The organism is Exiguobacterium sp. s122 (assembly GCF_018618475.1).
GTDB classification, from domain to species: domain Bacteria; phylum Bacillota; class Bacilli; order Exiguobacteriales; family Exiguobacteriaceae; genus Exiguobacterium; species Exiguobacterium himgiriensis.
Map to the genome: position 1 here is coordinate 1,585,588 of NZ_JACSMD010000001.1, position 21,432 is coordinate 1,607,019.

At 52.8% G+C, this 21,432-nt stretch carries 21 protein-coding genes; all 21 read right to left on the reverse strand.

What is annotated here, in order from left to right; genetic code table 11:
* Positions 1 to 30: 30 nt before the first annotated feature.
* Positions 31 to 1,404: an ATP-dependent protease ATPase subunit HslU gene (gene hslU, locus KNP92_RS08205; RefSeq protein ID WP_214839365.1), complete on the reverse strand. Its 1,374-nt coding sequence runs from the start codon at positions 1,402 to 1,404 to the stop codon at positions 31 to 33.
* Positions 1,401 to 1,949, reverse strand: coding sequence for an ATP-dependent protease subunit HslV (gene hslV, locus KNP92_RS08210; RefSeq protein WP_214839366.1), 549 nt, complete (start codon positions 1,947 to 1,949; stop codon positions 1,401 to 1,403). Before hslV ends, hslU begins: the two co-directional genes overlap by 4 nt.
* Positions 1,950 to 1,960: 11 nt before the next feature.
* Positions 1,961 to 2,842: a tyrosine recombinase XerC gene (locus KNP92_RS08215; protein WP_214839367.1), complete on the reverse strand. Its 882-nt coding sequence runs from the start codon at positions 2,840 to 2,842 to the stop codon at positions 1,961 to 1,963.
* Positions 2,843 to 3,029: 187 nt separating this feature from the next.
* Positions 3,030 to 4,337 carry an FADH(2)-oxidizing methylenetetrahydrofolate--tRNA-(uracil(54)-C(5))-methyltransferase TrmFO gene (trmFO, locus tag KNP92_RS08220; protein ID WP_034815086.1) on the reverse strand — a complete coding sequence of 436 codons (1,308 nt, stop codon included), beginning with the start codon at positions 4,335 to 4,337 and terminating at the stop codon, positions 3,030 to 3,032.
* Positions 4,338 to 4,339: 2 nt separating this feature from the next.
* Positions 4,340 to 6,436, reverse strand: a complete 2,097-nt coding sequence (gene topA, locus KNP92_RS08225) for a type I DNA topoisomerase (protein ID WP_214839368.1) — start codon at positions 6,434 to 6,436, stop codon at positions 4,340 to 4,342.
* 65 nt (positions 6,437 to 6,501) lie between these two features.
* Positions 6,502 to 7,290 carry a DNA-processing protein DprA gene (dprA, locus tag KNP92_RS08230; protein ID WP_214839369.1) on the reverse strand — a complete coding sequence of 263 codons (789 nt, stop codon included), beginning with the start codon at positions 7,288 to 7,290 and terminating at the stop codon, positions 6,502 to 6,504.
* 57 nt (positions 7,291 to 7,347) lie between these two features.
* Positions 7,348 to 8,265 (reverse strand): succinate--CoA ligase subunit alpha, encoded by a 918-nt coding sequence (gene sucD / locus KNP92_RS08235; protein WP_214839370.1) that lies wholly within the window; start codon positions 8,263 to 8,265, stop codon positions 7,348 to 7,350.
* 12 nt (positions 8,266 to 8,277) lie between these two features.
* Positions 8,278 to 9,438, reverse strand: coding sequence for an ADP-forming succinate--CoA ligase subunit beta (gene sucC, locus KNP92_RS08240; protein WP_214839371.1), 1,161 nt, complete (start codon positions 9,436 to 9,438; stop codon positions 8,278 to 8,280).
* Between the two features lie 111 nt (positions 9,439 to 9,549).
* Entirely contained in the window at positions 9,550 to 9,819 is a 270-nt protein-coding gene (locus tag KNP92_RS08245; RefSeq protein ID WP_214839373.1) for an EscU/YscU/HrcU family type III secretion system export apparatus switch protein, read from the reverse strand.
* On the reverse strand, positions 9,816 to 10,655 hold the full coding sequence (locus KNP92_RS08250) for a hypothetical protein (protein WP_214839374.1): 840 nt from the start codon (positions 10,653 to 10,655) through the stop codon (positions 9,816 to 9,818). The genes KNP92_RS08245 and KNP92_RS08250 overlap by 4 nt, the downstream gene beginning before the upstream one ends.
* An 11-nt stretch (positions 10,656 to 10,666) precedes the next feature.
* On the reverse strand, positions 10,667 to 11,419 hold the full coding sequence (locus KNP92_RS08255) for a ribonuclease HII (protein ID WP_214839376.1): 753 nt from the start codon (positions 11,417 to 11,419) through the stop codon (positions 10,667 to 10,669).
* A 41-nt stretch (positions 11,420 to 11,460) separates the two neighbouring features.
* Positions 11,461 to 12,321 carry a ribosome biogenesis GTPase YlqF gene (gene ylqF, locus KNP92_RS08260; protein WP_214839378.1) on the reverse strand — a complete coding sequence of 287 codons (861 nt, stop codon included), beginning with the start codon at positions 12,319 to 12,321 and terminating at the stop codon, positions 11,461 to 11,463.
* A gap of 12 nt (positions 12,322 to 12,333) precedes the next feature.
* On the reverse strand, positions 12,334 to 12,876 hold the full coding sequence (lepB, locus tag KNP92_RS08265; protein ID WP_214839379.1) for a signal peptidase I: 543 nt from the start codon (positions 12,874 to 12,876) through the stop codon (positions 12,334 to 12,336).
* Positions 12,877 to 12,958: 82 nt separating this feature from the next.
* Positions 12,959 to 13,312 (reverse strand): 50S ribosomal protein L19, encoded by a 354-nt coding sequence (rplS, locus tag KNP92_RS08270; protein WP_024370083.1) that lies wholly within the window; start codon positions 13,310 to 13,312, stop codon positions 12,959 to 12,961.
* 113 nt (positions 13,313 to 13,425) lie between these two features.
* Entirely contained in the window at positions 13,426 to 14,142 is a 717-nt protein-coding gene (trmD, locus tag KNP92_RS08275; RefSeq protein WP_214839380.1) for a tRNA (guanosine(37)-N1)-methyltransferase TrmD, read from the reverse strand.
* Positions 14,132 to 14,647 (reverse strand): ribosome maturation factor RimM, encoded by a 516-nt coding sequence (rimM, locus tag KNP92_RS08280; protein ID WP_034808938.1) that lies wholly within the window; start codon positions 14,645 to 14,647, stop codon positions 14,132 to 14,134. The genes trmD and rimM overlap by 11 nt, the downstream gene beginning before the upstream one ends.
* A gap of 52 nt (positions 14,648 to 14,699) precedes the next feature.
* A complete protein-coding gene (rpsP, locus tag KNP92_RS08285; protein ID WP_214839381.1) occupies positions 14,700 to 14,975 on the reverse strand; it encodes a 30S ribosomal protein S16 in 276 nt (91 codons plus the stop codon).
* 82 nt (positions 14,976 to 15,057) lie between these two features.
* On the reverse strand, positions 15,058 to 16,398 hold the full coding sequence (ffh, locus tag KNP92_RS08290) for a signal recognition particle protein (RefSeq protein ID WP_214839382.1): 1,341 nt from the start codon (positions 16,396 to 16,398) through the stop codon (positions 15,058 to 15,060).
* An 11-nt stretch (positions 16,399 to 16,409) separates the two neighbouring features.
* Positions 16,410 to 16,733, reverse strand: a complete 324-nt coding sequence (locus KNP92_RS08295) for a putative DNA-binding protein (RefSeq protein ID WP_214839383.1) — start codon at positions 16,731 to 16,733, stop codon at positions 16,410 to 16,412.
* Between the two features lie 96 nt (positions 16,734 to 16,829).
* Entirely contained in the window at positions 16,830 to 17,831 is a 1,002-nt protein-coding gene (ftsY, locus tag KNP92_RS08300) for a signal recognition particle-docking protein FtsY (protein WP_214839385.1), read from the reverse strand.
* Positions 17,828 to 21,385: a chromosome segregation protein SMC gene (gene smc / locus KNP92_RS08305; RefSeq protein WP_214839387.1), complete on the reverse strand. Its 3,558-nt coding sequence runs from the start codon at positions 21,383 to 21,385 to the stop codon at positions 17,828 to 17,830. The genes ftsY and smc overlap by 4 nt, the downstream gene beginning before the upstream one ends.
* Positions 21,386 to 21,432: the final 47 nt, after the last annotated feature.

Consider the following 21,432-nt stretch of genomic DNA (forward strand, 5'->3'; position numbering starts at 1 on the left):
ATTTTCCTCCCTGTATGTGCATACAGAATCTTATAGTATATATTGGCTTAAGTCTCGATCTTCCGCAATCGAACCGACTTTTTCCTTAACGTAAGCAGGTGTGATTTGTACGTTCGTCTGTGGCATATCGGCTGCCTCGAACGACAAGTCCTCAAGCACTCGCTCCATGATTGTATAGAGGCGACGGGCACCGATATCATCCGTCTCCCGGTTGACGTGCGTCGCGATTCTCGCAATCTCTTCAATCGCCTCATGCGTAAACTCGACCCCGATCTCTTCGGACTCGAGGAGCGCCGTGTACTGTTTGATGAGCGCTTGCGACGGTTCCGTCAAAATCTTTACGAAATCCTCTTCGGTCAAGCTGCTCAACTCGACTCGAATCGGGAAGCGCCCTTGCAGTTCCGGAATCAAATCAGACGGTTTCGCCATATGGAAGGCTCCCGCCGCGATGAAGAGGACGTGATCCGTTTTGACGGGTCCGTATTTCGTCACGACTGTCGATCCTTCCACAATCGGTAAAATATCGCGCTGGACGCCTTCACGTGAGACGCCGGCGTGGTCTTGCGACTTCGTAGCAATCTTGTCGATTTCATCGACGAAGATGATGCCCATCTGTTCGCTGCGTTGAACCGCCTCATCATGAACTTCATTCATATCGAGCAAATTCTCCGCTTCTTCGGCGATGAGAAGTGGTCGCGCCTCGCGGACCGTGATTTTGCGTTTCTTCCGTTTCTTCGGCACGATTTGTCCGAGCATGTCTTGAAGGTTCGAGAGTCCTTCCATTCCTTGACCTTGGAACAAGTCGACCGTCTGCTTTTCTTCCAAATCGACTTCAATCAACCGTTCCTCTAACTCGCCGAGCTCGAGCAAACGACGAAGTTGGGCTCGGTCGCTCGCTTGCGTCGAGTCGGTCGTCGGTTCTGCTTGTTGCGTCTGGCCACCAAATAGTGCCTCAAACGGGTTCGATGCTGTCGGGGCGGCTTTCGCTTTCCCTTGAAGCGCATCGAGAATCCGCTCCGTCGCGACGGCTTCGGCCTGATCTTTGACGCCTTCCTTCTTATCTTCTTTGACGAGACGAACCGACGCCTCGACAAGGTCGCGGACCATCGATTCGACGTCACGGCCGACATATCCGACTTCCGTGAATTTAGTTGCCTCGACCTTGACGAACGGGGCTCCGACGAGTTTCGCTAGACGACGGGCAATCTCGGTTTTCCCGACACCGGTTGGTCCAATCATCAAGATGTTTTTCGGTGTGACTTCGTCTCTCAGGTCTGCACTCAATTTTTGCCGGCGATAGCGGTTACGAAGTGCGATCGCGACTGCCCGTTTCGCATCTTTTTGGCCGATGACGAAGCGGTCTAGTTCCGACACGATTTGGCGTGGTGTCAATTCACGTTTCATTTCGAATCGCCTCCAATTGTTTCGACAATGACTTGGTCGTTCGTATAGACACATAGCTCTCCGGCAATCTCGAGAGCGGCTCGCGCGATCTCTTCTGCCGATTTTTCTGGAGAGTGACGGACGAGGGCCCGGCCTGCTGCGAGGGCGTAATTGCCACCTGAGCCAATGGCGAGGATGCCGTCATCCGGTTCAATCACTTCACCGTTACCTGAGACGAGGAGCAAGTGATCCGCGTCCATGACGATGAGGAGCGCCTCGAGCTGACGGAGCATTTTATCGCCGCGCCATTCTTTCGCAAGTTCGACGGCCGCCCGTGGCAAGTTCCCGTTATACATCTCAAGTTTCGACTCAAATTTTTCGAACAGTGTGAACGCATCCGCGACGCTACCGGCAAATCCGGCGACGACTTTGCCACCATAGAGCCGACGCACTTTTTTCGCTTTGTTCTTCATGATGACCGCATTTCCGAGCGTGACTTGTCCGTCCCCGCTCATTGCGCCTTTGCCTTCGTGTCGGACTGCAAAAATCGTTGTTGCATGGAACATAGTATGACCCCCTACTTTCTCGGATGTGTTGCTTGATAGACTGCCCGTAGCCGTTCGGTCGACACGTGCGTATAACGCCCCGTCGTCGACAGCGATTCGTGACCGAGTAATTCTTGAACGGCACGAAGATCAGCCCCGCGCTCAAGTAAATCGGTCGCAAAGCTGTGGCGGAGCGAGTGCGGCGTCAACGGTTTTTGAAGACCACCGCGTTTTCGCAGCCGCTTCATGACATACCGGACTTGGTCTGTTGTCACTCGATTCCCTTTTTGACTGAGAAATAAAGCCGTTTCCTCGGTGCCAGTATGCGCTCCTCTCACGAGTAGATAGCGGTCGAGCGCTTCCATCGCATATCGCCCGATCGGGATGTATCGTTCCTTCTTCCCTTTCCCGACGACATGGACAAAGCCGAGCACCTTATCGTACGACGCGACATCCATCCCGCACAGTTCCGCCACTCGCATCCCGGTGCCGTACAACATCTCGACGATGGCGACGTCGCGCGCTTGGAGGAACGGGTCCTCTTCGGCTGCCGCTGCCATCAGCAACTGTTCCACCTCGCTCGGTACCGCAAACGCTGGTAACGACTTGCGCCGCTTCGGTGACGTCAATCCATGGAACAGCGGTTCGCCCCCGTTTTCACGGGCGATGAACTTCCCGAACTGTTTCAGGCATGACACTTTTTGTGAGACGGTCGTCGTTTTGGCGTCTGCCTCGTAAAGGGCATATAAATAACGCCGCGCCGACTCCACATCATACGGATCAAGATGTGTCGTTTGGCAATAAACGGCGTACTGGTCGAGTGTCTGCCCATAAGAGCGTTTCGTGTGAGGCGACAGTCGTCGTTCGACTTGGCAATAGCGTAAAAATGATTGTAGATCCTCGCCGAATCCCATTCGCTCGCCCCCTTGTTTTTGGCATAAAAACGCCTGTTCCCGTCAAATCGAAATTAGCATAGCATACAGAATGTAAGGTGACAATAGATAGCCCTTCAATAATCTGAAAATTTTCAAAGTGTTGTACAAATTACACAATTGAAATTTAAATTCAGAAAAAAGGAAGCCAAATAATGGCTCCCTTCCCTTAAATCTCTTTATACTGTTGAATCGTCTCAAGGGCACGATTGGCGTACTTCTCGTAACGTTCTTGTTTCTTCATTTTCTTAGGCGCGTCTTCAAGCGACGGCACAAGTCCAAAGTTGGCGTTCATCGGTTGGAAGTGCTTTCCGTCCGTCGTCGTGATGTAGTGCGCCATCGAACCGAGCATCGTCTCACGTGGGAGCACGACCAATTCTTCCCCTTGAATCAGTTTGGCCGCATTGATCCCGGCGAGGAGTCCTGAAGCGGCTGACTCGACGTAACCTTCGACGCCCGTCATTTGTCCGGCGAAGAAGAGTGTGTCACGCGTACGTGCCTGATATGTCGGCTTGAGCAAGTTCGGCGAGTTGATGAACGTGTTACGGTGCATCACACCGTAACGGACGATCTCAGCGTTCTCAAGTCCCGGGATGAGTTGGATGATTCGTTTCTGCTCGCCCCATTTCAAATGGGTCTGGAACCCGACCAAGTTGAAAAGCGTCCCGGCCGAGTTGTCTTGACGAAGTTGTACGACCGCATGCGGACGCTTATTCGTCTTCGGATCTTCAAGGCCGACCGGTTTCATCGGTCCGAACAGAAGCGTCTTTTTCCCGCGCTGGGCGAGCACCTCGAACGGCATGCAGCCTTCGAAATAAATCTCTTTCTCAAATTCTTTGAGCGGGACGACTTCGGCTTTGACGAGTTCGTCATAGAAGACATCGAACTCTTCTTCTGTCATCGGACAGTTCAAGTACGCCGCCTCGCCTTTGTCGTAACGCGATTTCAAGTAAACTTTGTCTCGATCGATTGTCTCGCCGTCAAGAATCGGAGCCGCCGCGTCGTAGAAGTACAAGTAGTCTTCGCCTGTGAACGCTTTGAGCGAAGCCGACAAGTCAGGTGACGTGAGCGGCCCCGTCGCCACGATGACGATGCCGTCTGGAATCGCTTGAATCTCTTCGTTGTGAACGGTCACGTTCGGATGGTTCTTTAGCGTGTCAGTGACGAAGCCGGCAAAGTCATGCCGATCGACGGCAAGGGCGCCACCGGCAGGGACGCTCGCCGTATCCGCCGCTTTCAAGATGAGTGAGTCGAGCGTGCGCATTTCTTCTTTTAATACGCCGACTGCGTTTTGCAGACCGTTCGCCCGAAGCGAGTTCGAGCAGACGAGCTCTGCGAATTGATCGGTATGGTGGGCCGGTGTCTGACGGACCGGTCTCATTTCATATAAATCGACTTGAATCCCGCGCTTCGCGAGTTGCCAAGCCGCCTCGGAACCGGCAAGCCCGGCCCCGATGACAGTTACACGTTGTGACAATCTTAATCCTCCTCTTGCTGATGTACCTCGGTATGGGTACAGTTCGTACATTGATATTTGACGCCGTCTTTAATTTTCTTCTCGACCATCATGTGATCACATTCCGGACAAGGTTTTGCGACCGGTTTGTCCCAAGAAACGAACTCACAATCCGGATAGTTCGAGCATCCGTAGAACAGACGCCCTTTCTTGCTGCGTCGTTCGACGACTTGACCGTCTTTACAGCTCGGACACGGGACGCCAATCTCGACTTGAACCGGCTTCGTGTTCGTACAGTTTGGGAAACCAGAACAAGCCATGAATTTGCCGTAGCGCCCCATCTTGATGACCATCGGCGAACCGCAAATCTCACAATCGATTCCGGCCGGCTCATCTTTCACTTCAATCTTCTCAATTTCTGACTCGGCCCGTTTCAACCGTTTCTCGAAACTGCGATAAATCGGAGCGACGACATCGGTCCATGCCACTTCCTCGTTCTCGATGGAGTCGAGCAGTGTTTCCATGTCGGCCGTGAACTGGACGGTAATGAAGTCGTTGAAGTATTCGTCAATCATTTCGATGACGAGCTCACCGAGTTCGGTCGGGACGAACTTCTTCTCTTCTAACACGACATAGCCACGTTTTTGAATCGTGTCGAGCGTCGGCGCATACGTCGATGGACGACCGATCCCGAGCTCTTCCATCGCACGAACGAGTCGGGCTTCCGTATAGCGCGGCGGCGGTTGCGTGAAGTGTTGTTTCGGCTCGATCGTTTCGAAGGCGACCGTGTCGTCCACTTCAAGCGGTGGCAATAACCCTTCCTTCTCAGGGTTCACTTCTTCGATATCATCGTCTTTTGACTCGATATACACTTTCATGAAACCAGGGAACTTGACAGTCGATCCGTTCGCACGGAACGTCATCCCGTTCGACTCGACATCGATTTTCACCGTGTCAAGAACAGCCGGTGCCATTTGGCTCGCGATGAGCCGTTCCCAAATGAGTTTATACAACCGGAGTTGGTCTCGTGATAAGTACGGCTTCATCATGGCCGGGTCACGCAACGCCGACGTCGGACGAATCGCTTCGTGCGCGTCCTGAGCGTTCGTCGCTTTCTTCTCTTTTTGCTTTTGAAGCGCGATGTACTCTTCCCCGAACGTCGACTCAATATACTCTTTCGCTTCGGCTTTCGCCAAATCCGAGATTCGCGTCGAATCGGTACGCATGTATGTGATTAAACCGACCGTTCCTTCTTTTTTGCCGAGGTCGATTCCTTCATACAACTGCTGGGCAAGCATCATCGTCTTCTTCGCCCGGAAGTTCAGCTTGCGGGCGGCATCTTGCTGAAGCGAACTCGTTGTGAACGGGAGGGACGGATTTCGTTTCCGCTCTTTCTTCGTGACATCGACGACGTTGAACGTATCCCCGATCGTGTCGAGTACTTCGTTGGCGTCAGCCTCCGTCTTCAACTCAACCTTTTTGCCGTCTTTTCCGAAGAACGACGTCTCGAACGTCTCCCCGTCATGATTGAGATTCAGCTTAATCGTCCAGTACTCTTCCGGATCGAAGGCGTTGATTTCCCGCTCGCGGTCGATAATCATTTTGACAGCGACCGACTGAACACGTCCAGCCGACAATCCCTTTTTCACTTTCTTCCATAATAATGGGCTCATCCCGTATCCAACGAGACGGTCCAAAATGCGTCGTGCCTGTTGGGCATCGACGAGATCATGATTGATTTTACGTGGATGTTTGAACGATTCTTTAATCGCATCTTTCGTGATCTCGTTGAAGACGACACGACATTCCGTCGTCTCATCGACACCGAGGGCACGGGCTAAATGCCAAGCGATGGCTTCCCCTTCGCGATCCGGGTCAGCCGCGAGAAAGATTTTCGTCGCTTTTTTGGCGGCCGTCTTCAATTCTTTTAAAACGGGGCCTTTACCACGAATCGTAATATACTTCGGTTCGAAGTCATGTTCGACGTCGACACCGAGCTGACTCTTCGGTAAGTCGATGACGTGACCCATCGAAGCTTTAACTGTGTAATTTGATCCTAAATACCGTTTAATCGTTTTTGCTTTCGCAGGTGATTCGACGATCACCAAATATTTTGCCATACATCTGCTCCCCTTTTAGAGGTCATTTAAATCCCTACCATAATATTCATGTTCTCGATCATTTGTCAACGTGCAATCATGAGATCGTTTAGAAATTGATCGGGATTCGTCAATGGAATCGCACCTTCTTCAATCAATCGGTTCGGTCCGGCGGCCAGTGCATCGAGCGGGCTTCCCGGGACGGCAAACACCGTCTTTCCTTGCTCGAGCGCATGGCTGACTGTATTCATCGTCCCACTTTGTTCCCTACCTTGAATCACGACGAGACGATCCCCGAGGCCGCTAACGAGACGGTTCCGTTCCAAAAATTGAAATTTTTTAACGGACGTGTCCGGCACGTATTCGCTCAACAATAAACCATTTCGTTCAATCCGGTCAAATAACGGACGGTGAACGGCCGGATAGAGATGGGAAAAGCCTGCCCCGAGCACGGCAACGGTCGGGCGGTTACGGGCGAGGGACGCTTCATGCACGAGCCCGTCGATTCCTTTCGCACCCCCTGAAATCGAGACAGTTTCTTCTATTAAAGGGTGCAAATATTCGACGAGCGGACGACTGATGCGATTCAATTCACGACTTCCGACCAATGCGGTCGTTCTTTCATGTAGTACCTCTAAATCCCCTCGGTAAAACAAACAGTACGGTGGGTTCGGGATCGTGAGGAGTTGCGTCGGGAACGACGGGTCTTCCCACGTAATAAAGTTCTCGTACGTCTCGGTACTCCTCGTCACTCGTTCCATCTTTCTTAACACGGAAGCGGACGCCACATACGCATCGAGCGTACCTGATAAATAATGATGAACGAACTCGACAGGCAACCGTTCGGCTGCGAAACGCGCTATTGTTTGATTCATCACAATCTCCTTTATAAGAAAGAGGGATGAATCCTCATCCCTCAAGCCCGAGTTCACTTATGTCGTCGGTTGACCCGTCACACAAGCATCGTATATCCCTTTGTCTTTCAATACGCGAATAAGCGTTTCGCCGATGACAGCTGGCGTCTCAGCCACTTCAATGCCGTTGGCGTTGAGTGTCTTGATTTTCTCTGCTGCCGTTCCTTTACCACCAGAAATGATCGCGCCGGCGTGACCCATCCGCTTGCCCTCTGGTGCCGTTTGTCCACCGATGAAGCCGATAACTGGCTTCGTCATGTTTGCTTTCACCCACTCGGCCGCTTCTTCTTCCGCAGTCCCACCGATTTCTCCAATCATGATGACCGCTTTCGTATCTTCGTCTTCATTGAACGCTTTAAGCGTATCGATGAAGTTTGTTCCGTTGACCGGGTCGCCCCCGATGCCGACTGCCGTCGATTGCCCGATACCAGCCGTCGTCAACTGATGGACTGCCTCATACGTGAGCGTCCCTGAACGCGACACGATGCCGACGTGTCCTTTTGTATGGATATAGCCTGGCATGATCCCAAGCTTTGCTTCCCCTGGTGTGATAATCCCTGGGCAGTTCGGTCCGATTAAACGAGCCGGCTTGTCCTCAAGGTATCGTTTCACTTGAATCATATCGATGACCGGAATGCCTTCTGTGATACAAATGATGAGTTCGATTCCGCTATCGGCCGCTTCCATGATTGAGTCAGCAGCGAACGCTGGTGGCACGTAAATGATTGACGCGTTCGCACCAGTCGCCTCGACTGCCTCTGATACCGTGTTGAAGACCGGCACGCCATCAAGAACGGTCGTGCCACCTTTACCAGGCGTCACGCCTCCAACTAACTTCGTGTTATAAGCCAACATCTGCTCGCCGTGGAACAGACCTTGTTTCCCTGTGATCCCTTGAATGATCACTTTTGTATCTTGATTCGCCCAAATACTCATGTCGTTTCCCCCTTATCGAACGAGTGCTGCGATTTTTTCTGCACCGTCAGCCATCGAGCTCGCCGAAGTGATCGCAAGTCCAGATTCATCGAGAATGCGACGTCCCGCATCCACGTTTGTTCCCTCTAAACGCACGACGAGTGGTAAATCGAGTCCGATTTCTTTCGTCGCCGCGACGATTCCTTCAGCGATGATGTCACACTTCATGATGCCGCCAAAAATGTTGACGAAGATTCCTTTGACTTGATCATCTGACAAAATCAACTTGAACGCTTCTGTTACTTTTTCTTTCGTCGCACCGCCACCTACATCGAGGAAGTTGGCGGGCTCGGCGCCGTAATGCTTGATGATATCCATCGTCGCCATGGCGAGTCCGGCACCGTTGACGAGGCATCCGATGTTCCCGTCGAGCGCGATGTAGCTTAGGTCGTGTTTCGACGCTTCGACTTCGCGTGGGTCTTCTTCCGTCGTGTCGCGCAAGTCGACGATATCGGTATGACGGTAGAGTGCGTTACTGTCGAAATTGAGTTTTGCATCGAGCGCGATGACGTTTCCGTCTTTCGTCGTCACGAGCGGGTTGATTTCCGCAATCGTGCAATCTGTCTCGACGTAGACTTTATACAATTTCATGACCATGTCACTGAACTTGTTGACGAGTTTAGTCGGTACTTCCATTTTGAAAGCGAGACGACGAGCCTGGAACGGACGGAGTCCGACGACCGGGTCGACGATTTCTTTGTGAATCTTTTCTGGCGTATGTTCTGCGACTTCTTCGATGTCCATGCCGCCTTCAGATGAACCCATGATGACAATTCGGCCGATCGAACGGTCAAGCACAAGTCCTAAGTAAAATTCTTGATCGATTGCCGATCCTTCTTCGATGTAAAGACGTTGGACGACTTTCCCTTCCGGTCCAGTCTGATGCGTGACGAGCGTCTTGCCGAGAATCTCAGACGCGTACTGTTTCACTTCTTCATCCGTCTTCGCAAGTTTGACACCGCCGGCTTTCCCGCGGCCACCTGCATGGATTTGTGCTTTGACAACTTTCAATTCACCGTCTAGCTTAGCGGCGGCTGAAACTGCCTCCTCAACTGTAAACGCCGGATAACCGGTCGGCACAGCGACGCCAAATGCGCGAAGCAGCTCTTTTGCCTGATACTCATGGATATTCATTTGATTTCCCCCTTAGTCCCCTTTAATATCGGCACGTCTATTGTAACGAAAAACTGAAAGCGCTGTCTATCGTTCTTGCTTTAACTTTTCATCTTTTTTTCACAAATAGCGCTAGACATCTATGATTTTATCTTGTTCCATTTGATAAAGAAACACAAAGAGCTCCGCAATGACTTGATATAAGTCGTCTGGAATGTGCTCCTCGATCTGTAAAGCGTCGAGGAGAGATAAAAGGGCGGGGTCTTCATGAATCGGGATCCCGTTCGCCTGCGCGAGGGCGAGCATGCGCTCGGCGACAAGGCCGCCTCCTTTGGCGACGACACGAGGTGACTCCATCGTTTGCTCATACGACAAGGCGATGGCTTGTTTACGTTCAGTCATATTCGACGGTCCACCTTTCCGAGCGGGGCAAACGGTTCTGGCAACGCCTCTACTTTTTGTTCGAACGCGAACCGTGACAGTTCATATCCCGCGTTATGTAGCGCCTCTGACAGCGTTGACTCATAGGCACGGACGTACGGGGCTAAATCGTGATGCTCGTTATACACTTTAATCGTGATTTGCCGCTTATGGACAAGCAAATCAATTCCCGTCTCGCCGAACCGCGGCGTCTCGAGGAGAAGGACGATTCGAGCGTGGTCCGCATCAAGCATGTCGCGCTTTGGTCCTTCGAAGCGGAATTTGACGTTCTCGAACGGCCCCAAATGCGGTATGTGAAATCCGTGGGCCGCGAATGGTGTCGTTTGTAACGCGTTGAACGTCTCTTGGGCACGAACGAACGGTTCAAACTTCGTGTCCTTCGATTTAAACAGTTCACCAATCAGTTGCTTCACGTCACTGCCGGCGCCACTATCGAGCAGTTTTTGCCCTTGTGTTTTTATGGATTGCGGTGTGTCGAGCGGTTGTCGGATGAACTTTGCAAGTTCGGCGGTGAGCAGCGCGAGCGGCGAACGGGGCACTTGCGCTTCGACCGTCTGCGGCACCACTTTTAAGACGAGCTTTGGTTCAAGTTCGGTGACGACCATTTTATACGTGACGTTCTCTTTCACATCGGCGTTCACGCCGACTCGGAACAGGCCTTGTGGCAGCTGCATGACGGCCTCCCCGCCCGGCAATAGCTGCAAGACGCGGCCGACGACCGTGTTGCCGATGAGCAATTGACGCGACGTCTGCTCTGTCACTTTGAACGGCATGACCCCTTGGTGATCGATGCGCATCGTTTCCCCTCCTACATCTGTTTGATTGGTGCGAACGACTTTCTGTGAATCGGGGTGATCCCGTGTTCGGCGAGACCGGTCAAATGGTCTTTCGTCCCATACCCCGCATTGCGTTCGAAGCCGTATCCTGGATAGATGACGGCATAGTCCTCCATCATCTTGTCCCGTACGACTTTCGCGACGACGCTCGCGGCCGCAATCGAGACGCTCCGCGCATCGCCCTTGATCAGTGACGTTTGCGGCAGTTCGAGATTCAGGCGCATCGCATCGATCAGGAGCGCATCGACGCCATCGAGCCGCTCGACCGCTTCCTGCATCGCCAGTTTCGTCGCTTCATAAATATTCACTTCGTCGATGACGTCGGCGGAGACGATGCCGACCCCGACCGTCGCCTCGGCCATAATTTGGTCGAAGGCGCGCTCACGCGCTCGTTTCGACATCTTCTTCGAGTCGTTCAACCCAGGATGATAAAACGAATCAGGTAACACGACCGCGGCCGCGACGACAGGACCTGCGAGCGGACCGCGGCCCACCTCGTCTACCCCCGCGACTCGGCTATGTCCTAAGGCGATCAACTCTCGTTCAAACGCCATCCGACTCGTGTAGTCGTCACGCTCCGCCTGTTCGTTTTGGAACTGTCTGTCTTTTTGTGCAATCAGCTTCAAGACCCCTTTACGCGTGTCAGCATCGAACGATGCACGCACCGCCTCCCACTCCACATATCGGACGGTCTCGAGCCGTCGTTTAATCTCTTCAATCGTCACCGTATCCCTCCTATCCAAAAAAGCCCTGTTTGCACAGGGCTTCACGCCATCTCATGGTCGGCCGGCGTCTCAAGTGAGATTCGACCAATCTTTTCGTGGCGCAACTCGTTCAACAACAGTTCGCTCGCTTTCTCGAAGTCGACGTGTCCGCCGCTCAAGAGACCGCGCTTCCTGCCGATCAATTCGAGTAGTTCGACGCCGTCTTCCGGAAGCTCGTCGAGTTTGAAGCGTTCCTTCAACTGATCCGGATATCGTTCCCGTAGTGCGCGCACCGTGTAGAGGGCGATATCGTCGAGGTTCAAAATCTCATCTTTGATAGCGCCCGTCGCGGCCAACCGATAGCCGACGAGTTGGTCCTCGAACTTCGGCCAGAGAATCCCTGGCGTGTCGAGCAGTTCCATCTCGCCGCCTTTCATCTTGATCCATTGTTGACGCTTCGTCACACCCGGACGGTCGCCGGTGATGGCAATATTGCGTCCGGCGAGGCGGTTGATAAGCGTCGATTTCCCGACGTTTGGAATCCCGATGATGAGTCCGCGAATCGGGCCAGGGTTGCGGCCTTTTTCACGCATCCGGTCATGCTTCTCTTTCATGAGCTTCTCCGAGCCCGCGATAATCTGTTTCAAGCCTTTGCTATGTTTCGCATCGACCGCGACGACTTCGACGTCTTCACGTTTAAATGCGCGAAGCCATGCGTCCGTGACGACCGGGTCGGCCATATCTGCTTTGTTGAGCACGATGAGACGCGGTTTACCGGCAGTGATCTCATCGACCATCGGGTTGCGGCTCGACTGCGGGACACGCGCATCGACGAGTTCGATGACGACGTCAATCAGTTTAATCTTTTCTGTTACTTGCCTTCTTGCTTTGGCCATGTGGCCAGGAAACCATTGAATTGCCAAACAAACACCACCTTATTCTTCTACCGTCCCGAAGTCATCGAGTGGCCAGAACACGAAGTTCGTCTTGCCTACGACATCTTCTTTCGAGACGAAGCCGATTTCACGGCTATCTTTCGAGTTTTGTCGATTATCGCCCATAACGAAGTAAAACTCGTCCGGAACGACCGATTCGCCCGTCACTTGCTCGAGTGTAAAGTTCTCGGTGAGCGGGAAGCCGTTCATTTGGGCACGGAAGTCATCCAAATACGGCTCTTCCATCGCCTCTCCGTTTAAATAGAGCGTATCGTCACGATATTCGAGCGTGTCGCCAGGGACGGCGATGACGCGTTTAATATAATCTTTCGATTCGGTCGCGTGGAAGACGATGATGTCTCCGCGATCGAGCTCTCCGATATAGTTCGAGATTTTACTGACGATCATGCGGTCGGCGTTTTGGAGCGTCGGCATCATCGATTCTCCTTCGACGATGACAGGTACAAAGATGAACGTCCGGATTACGAACGCGATGACGAGCGCTACAACGATCGCCTTAATCCAACTGAACACTTCTTTCAACTTGCCTCACTCCTCTATCCGTTTGAACTTATTGTACTAGAAAAAAAGAAGCTTGTCGCAAGCGACAAGCTTAATCCCCATCTTAACGACGGATTTCTTTAATACGTGCTGCTTTACCGCGAAGGTTGCGGAGGTAGTAAAGTTTCGCACGGCGGACTTTACCGTAACGAACGACTTCGATTTGCGCGACACGTGGTGAGTGAAGCGGGAATGCACGCTCAACACCTACGCCGTAAGAAATCTTACGGACTGTGAATGTTTCGCTGATGCCGCCACCTTTACGCTTGATGACTACGCCTTCGAACATCTGGATACGCTCGCGCGTTCCCTCTACGACTTTAACGTGGACACGTACTGTGTCACCAGGACGGAAAGCAGGTACGTCCGATTTGAATTGTTCTTCTGTGATTTCACGGAACAGTTTTTGTGTGTTCATGAATCTATCTCCTTTTTCTTCAATGTTCATATCTTCATTTGCCCAGGCATCCAATAGCGGAACATCGGTAATCGGTGGGTTTAACCCACATGCTCAAACATAGCATAAATCATTCAATCGCGCAACGACTCGAGGAAGATTTTATCACTTTCGCTCAGTTCGGCCGCTTCGAGCAAATCTGGTCGCCGCGAATACGTCTTCAACAATGACTGTTCACGTCGCCACGCCTCGATTTTCGCATGGTTCCCTGATAACAGGACGTCCGGTACCTTCAAGCCTCGAAAGTCAGCAGGACGGGTATAATGCGGGTATTCGAGGAGGCCCGTCGAGAACGAGTCATCCTCATGGCTCGCCTGCGCGCCTAACACGTCCGGCAACAGTCGGACGGTCGCGTCGATCATGACCATGGCAGCGAGCTCGCCGCCGGTCAAAACGAAATCCCCAATCGATACTTCATCGGTCGCGAGCTCGTCATGGATGCGTTGGTCAAATCCTTCGTAATGCCCGCATAGAAAGACGAGATGGTCTTCCTCCGCCCATTCCTCGGCAATTCGTTGGGTGAACGGTCGGCCGGTCGGCGTCGTGACAATCACACGCGGACGCGAGGCATTAAGCGAGGCGAACGCATCAAAGATCGGTTGCGGCGTCAACAGCATGCCGGCACCGCCCCCGTACGGATAGTCATCAACTTTATGGTGTTTGTTCGTCGAGAAGTCTCGAAAGTTCGTAAAGCCGATGTCGACTTGCCCGAGCCCCTTCGCTCGCCCGACAATCGAATGGTCGAGCGGGGCGAACATTTCGGGGAAGAGCGTCAACACATCAATCTTCATCTTCAATCATTCCCGGAATCGGGGTGATGACGACTCGTTTCGCCTCGACGTCAATTTCACTGACGACCGACTCGATGTACGGAATCAACGCATCAGACTTTCCAGGTCGTTTGATGACCCAGACGTCGTTCGCGCCCGTCTCGAAAATGTCATCGACGACACCGATGACTTCACCGTCGACGACGACGTCGCAACCGATAATCTCATGGTAATAAAACTCGTGCTCTGGGAGCTCGTGCACATGTTCGGCGTGGACGTATAGCTTCATCCCTTTATACTTCTCAACGTGGTTGATGTTCTCGAACCCTTTGAACGTGACGAGATGGAACTGCTTATGTGGACGATACGTCGTGATGGTCATCTCTTGCTTCTTCCCATCGACGTCGAGGAAGAGCGTGTTCCCTTTTTTGAACCGTTCTTCCGGGAAGTCTGTCGCAGCCAAAATCTTCACTTCGCCTTTTAACCCATGGGTGTTGGCGATTTTTCCAACGTACAACCAATCCATTCTATCCCTCCTCATAAAAATAGGCCGACCTCATATAAGGTCGGCCACAGGCTTACTTCGCGTTTTTCGCGTTGTGGAATTTCTCCATGATCCCTGCTTTAGAGAACAAGTTACGAACTGTGTCAGATGGCTTCGCGCCGTCTGCCAACCATTTGAGTGCGAGTTCTTCGTCGATGCGAACGTCTGCCTCTGGTTTTGCAACCGGGTTGTAGTATCCTACTTGCTCGATGAAACGACCGTCACGTGGTGAACGTGAATCAGCGACAACGATCCGGTAGAAAGGTGATTTTTTTGCGCCCATGCGCTTAAGACGAATTTTAACTGCCATGGTAATATACCTCCATCATGTGTTTAAGAATTGACAACTTTAATAGTATACTGCTTTTTTGTCCGACTGACAAAAGGTTTCTTTAGAAGAACGGAAGACCGAGGCCTTTTTTCTTCCCTTTCATTTGTCCCGACATTTGCTTCATCAGCTTCTTCATGTCGTCGAACTGTTTGATGAGACGGTTCACTTCCTGGATGGAGCGACCGCTTCCTTTTGCGATTCGTTTACGACGACTCGCATTGAGCACTTCAGGATGAGCGCGCTCATGCTTTGTCATCGAGCGGATAATCGCTTCGACGTGATCGAGTTGTTTCTCGTCGATTTGGACGTTCTTCAACCCTTTCATCTTACCTGCACCAGGTAACATCGAAAGTAACTCATCAATCGGGCCCATGTTTTTCACTTGACCCAATTGCTCGATAAAATCATCGAACGTGAATGATGCATCGCGCATTTTGCTCTCGAGCTCTTTGGCGGCATCTTGGTCCATCTGCGACTCGGCTTTTTCAATGAGCGTGAGCACGTCACCCATCCCAAGAATCCGTGACGCCATGCGTTCCGGATGGAATGGTTCGAGGGCATCCAACTTTTCACCGAGACCGACGAACTTAATCGGCGCTCCCGTGACTGCCTTAATTGAAAGGGCTGCCCCACCACGCGTATCACCGTCGAGCTTCGTGAGCACGACGCCGGTAATTCCGAGCAAATCATTGAAGCTGTCGGCCACATTGACCGCATCTTGTCCCGTCATCGCATCGACGACGAGGAAGATTTCATTTGGTTTGGCAATCGTTTTCACGTTTTCGAGCTCACCCATGAGCGTCTCGTCAATGTGAAGGCGACCGGCCGTATCTATCAACACGAAGTCGTGATGATTCGTTTTTGCGTACTCAAGCGCTTGCGTCACAATCTCTTCCGGTTTCACTTGATCTCCGAGGGAGAAGACCGGTAAATCGAGTTGCTTGCCGAGCGTCTCAAGTTGCTTGATGGCCGCAGGACGATATATATCGGCCGCGACGAGAAGCGGACTCCGGTTATGCTTTTTGCGAATCAAGTTCGCGAGCTTTCCGGTCGTTGTCGTTTTCCCCGCACCTTGTAATCCGACCATCATGACGACCGTCGGCGGTTTTTGGCTAAAGGTGATTGGGACGACGTCGCTACCCATCAAAGTCGTTAATTCATCGTGAACGATTTTGACGACTTGCTGTCCTGGCGTCAACGATTTCATGACGTCTTGGCCGATGGCCCGTTCTTTCACGTCGTTGACGAACTGTTTGACGACTTTGAAGTTGACATCGGCTTCAAGGAGCGCGAGGCGAACTTCACGCATCATCTCTTTGACGTCTGCCTCCGAGATTTTCCCTTTGCCGCGCATCTTCGCAAGAGACGCCTGCAATCGTTCTGATAATCCTTCAAATGCCATGCTCCAGCCCCCTACTCTAAATTCTCAAGCGCTGAAATCGTCGCTGTCACGTCAGGACTCGTCCCGACTTGACGTTTGAGCGTCTGAAGCAACTGCTGGCGCTGTTCGTATTTCTCGAACAGACCGAGCTTTTCTTCGTACTGCTCGAGCATCGTTTCCGTGCGCTTTATGTTATCGTAGACCGCTTGACGGCTGACTTCGAACTCTTCGGCAATTTCTCCGAGCGAAAAGTCATCTAGGTAATAAAGAGACATATAGTTGCGCTGTTTCGGTGTGAGAAGCGCCTGATAAAAATCGAATAAGTAGTTCATCCGATTCGTTTTTTCTAGCGACATCCGTTCCACCTCCACATGTTAAGTGAAATCCCTTTACAACTAACAATAGTACAGCCGTCCTAACTTCTTGTCAAGTTTTTTTCTTAACAGTGAAAGTTAGGCGAGGTCATCGTTTGTCTGGTCTTTTTCCTCAAACACGTCACCGAATAGACCGAGGACGAACTGCTCTGGGTCAAACGGTTGCAAATCATCGATTTTCTCACCGAGACCGACGTATTTGACCGGGATATCGAGCTCGTTTCGAATCGCGAGCACGATGCCGCCTTTTGCCGTCCCGTCGAGTTTTGTCAGCACGATTCCGCTCACGTTCGTCGCCTCTTGGAACGATTTCGCTTGCATCATCGCATTTTGGCCCGTCGTCGCGTCAAGGGCGAGCAACACTTCATGTGGACCGTTCGGTACTTCCCGTTCGATGACACGCTTCACTTTTTCAAGTTCTTTCATCAAGTTGACCTTGTTTTGAAGACGGCCGGCCGTGTCACAGATGAGGACGTCGACGCCACGTGACTTCGCCGCTTGAACGGCATCAAATACGACCGCAGCCGGATCTGATCCTTCCGCTTGACGGATGACCGGCACCCCGGCGCGCTCGCCCCATACTTGGAGCTGATCGATGGCCCCGGCCCGGAACGTATCCCCTGCCGCGAGCATGACCGAGCGGCCTTCAGACTTCAATTGATGGGCGAGTTTTCCGATTGTCGTCGTCTTGCCGACACCGTTCACTCCGACGAATAAGATGACCGTGAGCCCGTCCTGCATGTTGAGCTCACGTTCTGACTCATCCTCTTGAAGACGCTTCGCGACGACCTCGACGAGCGCGTCGCGGACGGCGGCTGGATCTTTTAAGTTGCGGCGCCGTACTTCTTCTTTCAAGTCTTCGACGAGATCCATCGTCGTCGTCACCCCGACGTCCGCTTGGATGAGCAAGTCTTCGAGTTCATCGAAGAAGTCCTCATCGACCTCGCGAAAACGATAGACGAGGTCGTTGACGGCACTTGCGAACCCGTCACGCGTCTTCGTCAACCCGTCTGTAAACTTTTGCGAAACCTCCTGGGTCGAGGTCGTCAATTTATCTTTTAGCTTCTTAAAAAAACTCAAGTCAATTCCTCCATCTCTTGTTCTGTCTCGACGACGCGCTTCGCCTCGGCCAGTTCGACCGAGAGCACCTCGGAGACCCCGTTTTGTTGCATCGTCACGCCATAGAGCGTGTCGGCCGCCTCCATCGTCCCTTTACGGTGCGTGATGATGACGAATTGTGTATCGATCGAGAGCGTACGGACGTATTCACCGAAGCGATGGACGTTCGCCTCGTCGAGTGCCGCCTCGACTTCGTCAAGGACACAAAACGGCACCGGTCGCGTCTTCAAGATGGCAAATAACAACGCAATCGCAGTCAGCGCGCGTTCGCCGCCCGAGAGCAGGCTGAGCGTCTGCAATTTCTTGCCCGGCGGCTTGGCGACAATGTCGATCCCGGTATTGAGCAAGTCATGCGCATCGACTAATTTCAAGTCCGCTTCGCCACCCCCGAACAGTTCGATGAACGTCTGTTTGAAATGCGTGCGAACCGACGTATACGTCTCGCTGAAAAGTCGTGTCACTTCTTGGTCCATCTCCGAAATGATGGCGTAAAGGTCTTCTTTCGCACTGACGAGGTCGTCTCGCTGTTCCGACAAGAACGTGAAACGTTCATTGACAACTTCAAACTCTTCAATCGCATTGATATTGACCGGTCCAATCTCCTCAATTTGACGAACGAGCAGCTTGAATTCCTCTCGTGCCTCGTCGAGATCGATTTCAAGGGCCGGGAGGAGTTCGAAGACGAGTCCGCGTTCTTCGAGGGCATCGAGTTTCCACTGTCGTTTCAACTCGAGCTCGTGTCGTGTCGCCTCGATTTTCCGGACGTCACTCTCGGAGCGACGAAGTACTTCCGCTGCTTGCTGCTCACGTTGACGGAGAATCCGATGGGATTCTTCGAGTGCTTTAAGGGAAGCCGTCTCGTCCTCGATTTGACGTTTGAGCGCTTCCATCTCAACGCGCGCTGCCTCATGGGTGACCCGGAGTTCAGCAGACGAGACAATTTTTCCGGTCGCAAGACGTTCGAGTTCGGCCACGATTTGTCCGATTCGCTCGGTCAGTTTCATCCGCTCTTGCTCGAAACGTTCCACTTCCGCCTCGACCCGTTCAAATTCGAGTGCATGACGTTGCCGGTCGAGTTCAGATTGACGAAGCCGCTCCCGCAGTTCTCCCGTCGTCTCGACGCTCTTGGCTTGTTCGACTCGAAGCGCCTCGAGTTGTGTTCGAAGTGTCGCTTCTTTCGCCGACGTGGCCGTGATGTCTTCGGTCAGACGTGCGAGTTCTGACGTCGACGTGTCAATCGTCCGAGCGTATCGATTCATCTCATGGTCGAACAGTTCGAGTTGGGCTTTCGCGTCTTGACTGATGCGTTCGAGTTCACGATAAGCCGTCTCGCGTTCGCGAAGAGCGGCCTCTTGCTCACGCTTCTCTAACCGCAACGTGGCTAAGTCCACCTCGAGCCGTTTTATCTCGTCCGTATACTCCGTGACGCGCAATTGTTGCTCGTGGAGCATGGCTAGACCTTGTGTCAGCCCTTGCTTCAAGTCATCGAGCTCGCGTGACTGGGTGAACAACGCCACGCCTTGCTTCCGGCTACCGCCTGTCATCGAACCGCCGACGTTGACGATGTCTCCGTCGAGGGTGACGATGCGGTAACGATAACCCGTCGCCTGGGCGATTCGGTTCGCCACTTCAAGCGTCTCCGCGACGACGACGGCGCCAAGGAGTGACCGCTTCAGTCGATCAAATTGATCGTCTGTCGTGACGAGGTCAGCGGCGACGCCGACGAACCCGTCCATCGATTCGAGCCGATGGACGACTTCACTCGGTACATACCGCTCTTTCACCGTCGTCATCGGGACGAATGTCGCCCGACCGGCGTTCGCCCGGCGTAACTTGTCAATCTCACGCCGACCGACCGCCTCGTCAGCGACGACGATATGTTGTTGCGTCTGTCCGAGCGCCGTCTCGATTGCTGCCTCGTAAGACGGGAGGACTTGAATCAATTCAGCCACGGCACCGAGGACGCCCGGTCCACGGTCTTTCAACACAAATTTGACGGCATGGAAGTAGCCTTCATACGATTGTTTCATGCGCTCGAGCATATCGATGCGGTCTTCGGTTTTTTGACGACGACGGTCGAGGTCGTGATACGACTGCTCGGCACGCGTCAATTTCTCACGCAATGTGCGCTCCTGAGACGTCATCTCGTCTTCGCGTTCGAGCAATTGTTGCCATGCCGCTCGTCCTGCTTCAAGCCGCTTGCGCTCTGCCTCGAGCGCGGTCGCCTGCTCACTTCGAACGTCAAGTCGGTCTTTATTCTCACGCAACAGACGTTCGGTCGCTTCACGCGCTTGTTCGATATCCCGCTCCTCACGCTTTTGCTGATTCGTCAGAGTGGCCCGGGTCGTTGCAAGTTCGAACGCCTCACTTTGGAGTTGTTCAATCTCCGCTTCAAAGTCACGAGATGCCGCCACGAGCTTTTCGTCAAGCTCGGAACGTGACACGTCGGCCGCCTCGAGCGTTGACCGTTTCGTCGCCATATCGGCTTGTGCGACCGAAAGACGTGCCTCGAGCTGATCGAGTTCGGTTGCCAACTCTTCACGTTGACGTTCGAGTCGTTCTTTCGTCTCGGCTCCATGCTCTTCACGTGCTTGTGCCAAGTTGATTTCTCCGACCAATCGCTCGAGTTCGGTCGCCTGTGACCGCTCGGCTTGATGAGTCGATTCGAGCATATCCCGTTTATCCGCCAGCTTTACTTCGAGTTCGGCTCGTTCGGCTTGTAGCGCAACGAGCGATTCGTTCAGGCGTGTCGCTTCCTTCGTCGCCGCGTCAAGGTCTGTCTTGCACGTCGTTAACGTTTGAGCAAGTTCGGTAATTTCGGCTCCGAGGATGCCCGTCTCGAGTTCGTCGTGTCGCGCTTTCGCGACTTGATATTCCCGGGCGAGCGCCGCTTGCTCTCGGAGTGGCTCGACGCGATCGGCAAGCTCGTACAAAATGTCGTCGACCCGAGACAAATTGAGTTCTGTATCTTGAAGCTTGCGCTCGGCTTGCTTCTTCCGTTGACGATATTTCAGTACCCCAGCCGCCTCTTCGATGACGGCACGGCGATCTTCCGGCTTTCCAGAGATGACTTGCTCGACCCGGCCTTGGCCGATAATGGCGAACGCATCACGGGAAAGCCCTGTATCCATGAATAAATCGAGGACGTCTTTTAAACGACACGGCTTTTTATTCATGTAGTAATCGCTATCTCCGCTTCTTGATACGCGTCGCGTCACGCTCACTTCTTCATACGGAAGCCGCAGGTGGGCGTCCGAGTTATCAAGGATGAGCGTCACTTCAGCGACGTTCCGATGATTCTCTCCTTCACTACCGGCGAAGATGACATCTTCCATCTTCGCACCACGCAACGATTTGGCAGACTGCTCCCCGAGCACCCAGCGTACCGCGTCCGATATGTTTGATTTCCCGCTCCCGTTCGGTCCAACGACCGCCGTGACGCCAGGACGGAAATCTAGTTCTATCCGCTTGGCAAATGATTTAAAGCCAGCGAGTTCGATTCGTTTTAAGTGCATCGTGACCATCCTATCCTCAGTAAGCATTCATTCGTTTATTTTACCAC